A 6,994-nucleotide genomic window follows, 5' to 3' on the forward strand; every position below is an offset into this window, starting at 1 on the left:
CATCGGACATAACCAAGGGAGGAATAACCGATGAAAACGAAACTAATGACTTGTCTTTTATCAGCACTGTTGGCCGGGTCGCCGGCACTTGCTGAGCTAACAATCCCTCTCCTGAGTTTTCGAACCGGGCCCTATGCTGCAAATGGAATACCTAACGCGGATGGCTACTCCGATTATTTCACGCTGATCAATGAACGTGATGGCGGCATCGGTGGCATAAAGATCGACATGCCGGAATGCGAAACTGGATATAGTACCGAAAAGGGTGTGGAATGTTATGAGGCAACTAAGGAAGGTGCGATTCTCTACCAGCCTGTATCAACCGGTCTGAATTATCAGTTGATTCCAAAAGCTGGCGTGGATGAAATCCCAATTCACTCCATCGGCCACGGCCGCACATCAGTCGCCAATGGAAAAGTGTTTGAATGGATATTCAACTATCCAACAAATTACTGGGCGGGTGCGAGCATTGCCGTAAAATACCTGCTTGAAGAGAACGGTGGCAGCCTGGAAGGCAAAAAAATCTCGCTCGTCTATCATAACTCTTCGTTCGGCAAAGAACCAATTACAACCATGGAAAAATTGGCCCAGAAACACGGGTTCGATTTTAGCACTTTGGCCGTTGACCATCCGGGACAAGAGCAGAAATCGCAATGGTTGCAAATCCGACGTGAGAAGCCTGATTACGTGCTTTTATGGGGCTGGGGCGTCATGAACCAGGTGGCAATTCAGGAAGCTGCCAACGTGCGTTTCCCGTTGGAAAATATGATTGGTGTCTGGTGGTCTGGTTCTGAATCCGATGTTCTGCCCGCTGGCGAAAGTTCTGACGGTTACAAGGCGCTGGCAATGCACGCACCTGGGTCAAACTTTGACGTCTATAAGGATCTCAAGACTTATGTATATGATAGGGGCTTGGCCGCCGGTAATGGCGATCAAATGGGGACCGTTCTTTACAACCGCGGCCTCTATTCCGCAATGTTGGCAGTAGAAGCCGTGAAAAAAGCCCAGGACATACACGGGACTTCCCAGGTTACAGGGCCCATGGTTCGTGACGGTATGGAAGCACTTGAAATAACAGAGGAAAAAATGGTGGGCCTAGGCTTTGCTAATTTTGCTCCGGAAATCAAGGTGACGTGTACTAATCACGGAGGCCAAGGTCTGGCTGCCGTGCGCCAGTGGAACGCGGAAACGAAAAGTTGGAACATGCTGACCGATTTCATAGCGCCGGATTCAGACGTGGTTGATCCTTTGATTATCGAGGATTCCGAGGCCTATGCCGCAGAGGCGAGTATCGAACCGCGCTGCAACTGATCGTGGCGTGATGACAAGGGTGGTGGCGGCGCGACCGCCATCCCCATCCACCCCAAAATGGCCTGTGGATACGCTAGCGACTACGGAGACACACATGACCGACCCAGTACCCAGCGACGAGATCATCCTGGAGATCAACAATATCGAGGTGATCTACAATCATGTGATCCTGGTGCTGAAAGGCGTGTCGCTGAGAGTGCCCAAGGGCGGCATCACCGCCTTGCTGGGCGGTAATGGCGCGGGCAAGACGACCACGCTCAAATCCATATCGAACCTGCTTCGCTCCGAGCGCGGCGAGGTGACAAAAGGAAGCATCCAGTATCGCGGTGAGCGCATTCAGGATCTTGCGCCATCCGATCTGGTCAAGAAGGGCGTCATTCAGGTGATGGAGGGACGTCACTGTTTCGAGCATTTGACGGTCGAGGAAAATCTGCTGACCGGGGCCTATACGCGCAGGGCGTCGCACGGCGACATAGATGCCGATCTGAACATGGTCTACGACTATTTCCCGCGCCTCAAGGAGCGCCGCCGCAGCCAGGCGGGCTATACCTCGGGCGGCGAACAGCAGATGGTCGCAATCGGGCGCGCATTGATGAGTCGCCCCGAGACGATCCTGCTCGATGAGCCGAGCATGGGCCTCGCGCCGCAGCTGGTTGAAGAGATTTTCAACATCGTCAAATCGCTGAACGAAAACGAAGGGGCGACGTTTCTATTGGCCGAACAAAACACCAATGTGGCGCTCAGGTTCGCGCATTACGGTTACATTCTCGAGAGTGGCCGGGTCGTGATGGACGGTCCCGCGAAAGAGCTGCGTGAGAACCCGGACGTGAAGGAATTTTATCTGGGCATGTCGGATGAAGGGCGCAAATCGTTCCGTGACGTGCGCAGCTACCGCCGCCGTAAACGGTGGCTGAGCTGATATCGAGCTCGTTTCGAGGATATTGATGACCTGCCCCCCGCTGGTCCCCGGTCATGACGAGAGTTTGCGGGTTTGATTTTGGTAGTCGTCGGTTTCGGGCTTGGCAAGCGCAGCAGGCGCGGAACCCTCAAATAGGCGTTGTTGCACATCTCTGACGACAGAGGATTCACTTCGCGAATTCATGCGGTTACACGAGCTGCATGAGCAAGCCACCTCCCGCCCGCTGCCGCACGACGAACTGGTCCAGCTATAACGCGTCCCTGCGCAAGCGCGGCTCGCTGCTGATCTGGGTGGACAAGGACATGACCTGGCGCGCACAGCGTGATGGGCGGCCTGGACGCCCGCCGGTCTTCTCCGATGCCGCCATTCAGCTCTGCCTGTCGATCAAGGTTCTCTTCAAGCTCCCTCTGCGCCAGACCGCCGGAATGGTGGCCAGCCTGCTCCGGCTGGCTGGTTTGGACTGGCCCGTGCCGGACTTCTCTACGTTGTGCCGGCGGCAAAAGATCTTGACCGTGTAGGTTCCGTATCGACGTGCCGATGGGCCAAGGAACCTGCTGGTCGACAGCACTGGCATCAAGTTCCTCGGCGATGGCGAATGGCAGGCGCGCAAGCATGGCCTGCAGCGACGACGCCAGTGGCGCAAGGTGCATCTGGCCATGGACCCGGCCACGTCTGACATCCGCGCCGTCGAATTCACCCCCAGCCGCGACGGTGATAGTCCCGTGCTGCCGGACCTGCTCGGCCAGATCCCCGAAGGCGAGCCGATCGGCACCGTCACCGCCGACGGCGCCTACGACACGCGCCGCTGCCACAAGGCCATCATCGAGCGCGACGCCGTCCCGATCATTCCGATCCGAAAGAACGGACGGCTGTGGAAGGAGGACCGCCCGGCTGCGCGGGTTAGGAACGAAACCCTGCGCGCAACGCGATACTACGGCAGGGCCTTCTGGAAGCGCTGGACGGGATACCATGTCCGCAGCCGGATCGAAGCGAAGATGCGCGGCCTCAAGGCCTTCGGCGAGCGCATCGCAGCGAGAGACCCCGATCGCCAGACCGCCGAAATCCATATCCGCGTCGCTCTTATCAATCGCTTCAACGCCCTCGGCACCGCCGAGATCGTCCGCGCGGCATGAGGTTTGTGGGGTAAGGGGCAGTCACGTCTCGCGAGAGAGTTCCGCAACAACGCCCTTTTGATCCGAAAGCAGGCATCCAGGGTTGGAACATCCTAAGAGTCTGATTCAAAACTATCTGAGCATTATTAATCCCTTGCGAGATGGCGTGTGACACGTCGAATATGGGCGACGGTGATCCACGCCTCTGCGCTGGCGATGGATTTTTCCCAATCCTTTGACAGCCGGCGGCATCGGCCCAGCCAGGCGAGAGTACGTTCCACGACCCAACGGCGCGGCAGGACCTCGAAGCCCTGCGCCGTGTCGGAACGCTTGACGATCTGCACGGTCCATCGCCCAATGGCCTTCAGAGCGTCTCGCAGTTTGGGACCGGCATAACCTCCATCGGCAAATATATGACGCAGCATGGGATAGCGCGCGGCGACGGCTTTCAGCACATCCGGCGCGCCGTCACGGTCCTGAATTCCAGCGCTGTGGACCTCGAGCCCGACGAGCAATCCGGTTGTGTCAGTGACGATATGGCGCTTGCGACCCTTAACCCTCTTTCCGGCATCATATCCGCTAACACCGCCGCTTTCCGTGGTTTTTATACTCTGACTATCGATAACCCCCGCCGTTGGCCGGGCTTTACGACCCTCCGCCAGCCGCGTGGCTTCAACCAGCTTGCGGTTCATCTCATCGAGAAAACCGTCGTTGCGCCAAGTATAGAAATAGCTCCGCACAGTCGATACCGCCGGAAAGTCGTTCGGCAGCATCCGCCACTGGCACCCGGTCGTCGCCATGTAGAGGATCGCGTCGAACACGTCGCGCAAGCTTGTCGTGCGGGGTCTGCCCGTGGACTTGGGTGCTGGCATGAATGGCGCGATCAGTGCCCATTCGGGGTCTGTCAGATCGCTTGCATACTTGGCGCCCACTCGGGCATGTTGGCGTCGGGTGAGTTCGGTCCAGGCCATCGTGATCTCCGTTCAGCTTTGCAACCGAACAGAAGCACAACCTGCTGAACTCACTCAATTAGTTTTAAATCGGGCTCTAAGAGGTAGAAGTAGGAACTTCCGAGGCTTTGCATAGTTCATTTTAAGGCTGACGCGGACAGCATGGCCTTCCAACCCGAAGCAGTGAGCGATACTTGAACCGCGCCTCCTATTGGCGCCGAGGGTAGGGGCATGTGATCACATATAAAATTAACATAAACTTCATTATGCGCCTTTACTCTTGGCCGACTGCTATCTCATGGAAGCACTCAGCAAGGAAGGTTCCTAGAAGCGACATAGTGGCTGGTGCGAAGCCCGGGTCTCCCGGGCGGTTGCTCCCTGACTGGGGAGACAACAATATGCTCGTCATCAGCCGCAGCGTTCTCAAGCTGCGTGATTTCAAGATCATCGTCGGCCTTGCCGATATGAGCTGCACGACCGCCAACATCCCGCTGGTCGAGGGTGCCAGAAAGCGGCACGCAGCATCCATTGCGGCGTCTACCCCGAAATCCGTTTGAGTTCGGCAGCGCGGGGATCATAGCGATAGCTCGTTATTGTGCCATCCCTGATCTTTTCAACAGCGTCGTTGATGACGAAGAGGGGTACGAGGAACCATTCTCGTGGGACCACAGGCCTTCCAAAGCGATCCATGATTTCGATCTCGAGCCGTGCGGGTTCGAAAATGCGATGGATCAGGTTCTCCAGTTTTGTTCGGTTGATGTTGTAGAGTTCATAAGTTGCAACCACCTCGACGTTCGCCATCAAAAACGTCGGCTGCAAGTGCGCGCCAGCAATCCGCTTATCAACGCTCATATTGGTGACGCCGATCTTATGCACGAGTTCCCGGTTTGCCGTGACGAGTGGATGATCGGATTTGCTGCGAAGAACATAAATGATCCCGCTCGCCTCATCACCGTCGAGTGTCTGATCGGAAAAAAGTGGCCCTGCCGAAGGATCGGTGATCCGCCGTCCGGCGTCGTCCTTGTTCAACGCGCGCTGAAGCGAGCGCATCAGCATGTTGCTCTCGGTCCCGTTGTCGAAAATCACCCGCAGACGCGCATCCGTGCGACCTTGCTCGTTGGTGATGGTCTCGCCCTTGTCGGCGACATAGGCCTTTTGACCGCCGACGATGAAGAAGCGTCCCTTCTCGATCTCGGCTTTCATCTCGAACGGGCGAGTTTCGCGCAAGCCGCTATCCAGTTCTTTCTGGACCTGCTCGAACAAGGGTTTGAACGTCGCGAAATCCTTGCATTTCTCGCGGTTTGCGACTTCATCGGCGGCCTTTTTCTCGGCTGTTGACCGGACATGCTTCAATTCCGTGAGAGGTGATTTAGCAACTTCCACGCCCAGTTCGGCGAGGAGGGCATCGTCATCGAGGTCATCGGAGTCTGATGCTGAGGGCGCAGGAGTGTTTGCTAGGAGACCCTGCTCGTCGAGTGGGGCAAGGAGGTCGCGGCATTCCTGCAAGTCGCGGATCCGATCAAGACGCACGGCGTAGAGGCGTTCAAAGATATCACGATCCTCCCCGTGCTGGGGAGGCCGGCCATGCTCATCTGCAAATCGCAAGATTTCCTCAAAACCTGCGATGATGCGTTCTTCGCGTGGTGTGCGGCTGAGCTGCTTCTTGACCTCGACCTCGACGCCAAGCTCAGCAAGGAGGGCGTCGTCTTCGTCGGTGAAACCCTTAGCCATTGGTAGCCTCCTGCTTCATGCGCGCGAGATAGGCGACGCCTTCGGCCATTTTCTTCTCCCACGGATCAGGCGATGTGATGGAAGGCAGACGGCCCCGCTCCTGCTTGAACTTGACGGCGCGTTTCGCCAGATCTCGCGCCTCGTCCGGTGACAGTTGCACCTTTTTCGCCGAGATGACGGCCTGAACCTGCCGAAGGCTTTCCTCGCTCATCGTCTTTGCCAGAATCGAGTAGGCTTCGCCGAACGGATTGATGCGATCAATCAGATCGATGTCGAGTTCGCGCACGTCCATTGCGAATTTGCGCACCCCGTCGATCAAGGCGGTATTGCCGGTTGTTTCTGTGTCATCGCGGTTCGACAGCGCGATCTCTTTCGCCTTTTGGGTCAGGTTCAGCGCAGCAACTGCGTGTTGGCGCACCGCTTCCTGATCCTCTGCATCTAGCTCTGGGAACCTGGCACCGACAATCTTGCCCATGCGAACCTGCGTCAGTTCCTCCGGCACCAGCTCTTCGTCGAAGAGACCCCGTTCGATCGTAGTCTTGTCCTGAACGAAAGCTGTGATCACCTCATTGAGGTCCTCTTGGCAGATGCGCTTGGCTTCCTTGCTCTTGGGTTCGACCAGGCCTTTGATTTCGATCTGGAACTGTCCGCTGGCCTCGCTGAAGCCAACGTTCTCTTTGTTGGGGTCATAGCCGCCCTCGCCGTAATCGAACCCTTCGACAGGGCCACTTTTCACGGTCTTGGGCGTGAAGTTGAAACGTGGGGCCAGCACCTGCTCCATCAGCAGGCTTGCAGCGATCGCCTTCAGTGTATCGTTGACTGCCTCGGTCACAGCTTCGGCCGCGGCGTCGGGCTCCGCGATAAGGTTGGTGAACCGCGCTCGGGTCTTGCCCTCGGCATCGCGGGTGGCGCGGCCGATGATCTGCACGATCTCCGTCAGGCTGGCACGATAACCCACCGTCAGGGCGTGT

General features: G+C 57.2%; 6 protein-coding genes and 1 pseudogene. 4 read left to right on the plus strand and 3 right to left on the minus strand.

Annotation, left to right across the window (positions count from 1 at the left end; all coding sequences use genetic code 11):
- Nucleotides 1–30 precede the first annotated feature (30 nt).
- From A8B82_RS07450 to A8B82_RS07460, 3 genes and pseudogenes are all read left to right on the plus strand, one after another.
- Nucleotides 31–1,311, plus strand: coding sequence for an ABC transporter substrate-binding protein (locus tag A8B82_RS07450; RefSeq protein ID WP_067290275.1), 1,281 nt, complete (start codon nt 31–33; stop codon nt 1,309–1,311).
- Between the two features lie 94 nt (nt 1,312–1,405).
- Complete coding sequence (locus A8B82_RS07455) at nt 1,406–2,230, plus strand: ABC transporter ATP-binding protein (RefSeq protein ID WP_067290277.1); 825 nt, start codon at nt 1,406–1,408, stop codon at nt 2,228–2,230.
- Between the two features lie 200 nt (nt 2,231–2,430).
- Nucleotides 2,431–3,363, plus strand: a pseudogene (locus A8B82_RS07460) (IS5 family transposase).
- A 125-nt stretch (nt 3,364–3,488) separates the two neighbouring features.
- On the opposite strand, the gene A8B82_RS07465 reads toward A8B82_RS07460, so the two are convergent.
- Complete coding sequence (locus tag A8B82_RS07465; protein WP_067290280.1) at nt 3,489–4,313, minus strand: IS5 family transposase; 825 nt, start codon at nt 4,311–4,313, stop codon at nt 3,489–3,491.
- A gap of 377 nt (nt 4,314–4,690) precedes the next feature.
- Here A8B82_RS07465 and A8B82_RS24480 point away from each other — a divergent pair, with 377 nt between their 5' ends.
- Nucleotides 4,691–4,849 carry a hypothetical protein gene (locus A8B82_RS24480; RefSeq protein WP_235604638.1) on the plus strand — a complete coding sequence of 53 codons (159 nt, stop codon included), beginning with the start codon at nt 4,691–4,693 and terminating at the stop codon, nt 4,847–4,849.
- On the opposite strand, the gene A8B82_RS07475 is transcribed toward A8B82_RS24480, so the two are convergent.
- Both A8B82_RS07475 and A8B82_RS07480 read right to left on the minus strand, forming a co-directional pair.
- Nucleotides 4,830–6,023 carry a GIY-YIG nuclease family protein gene (locus A8B82_RS07475; RefSeq protein WP_067290282.1) on the minus strand — a complete coding sequence of 398 codons (1,194 nt, stop codon included), beginning with the start codon at nt 6,021–6,023 and terminating at the stop codon, nt 4,830–4,832. The genes A8B82_RS24480 and A8B82_RS07475 overlap by 20 nt on opposite strands.
- A partial coding sequence (locus tag A8B82_RS07480) for a pseudomurein-binding repeat-containing protein (protein ID WP_328586493.1) occupies nt 6,016–6,994 on the minus strand: 979 nt, incomplete at its 5' end. The genes A8B82_RS07480 and A8B82_RS07475, both read right to left, overlap by 8 nt.

Source organism: Sulfitobacter sp. EhC04 (assembly GCF_001650875.1).
Taxonomy (GTDB): Bacteria; Pseudomonadota; Alphaproteobacteria; order Rhodobacterales; family Rhodobacteraceae; genus Sulfitobacter.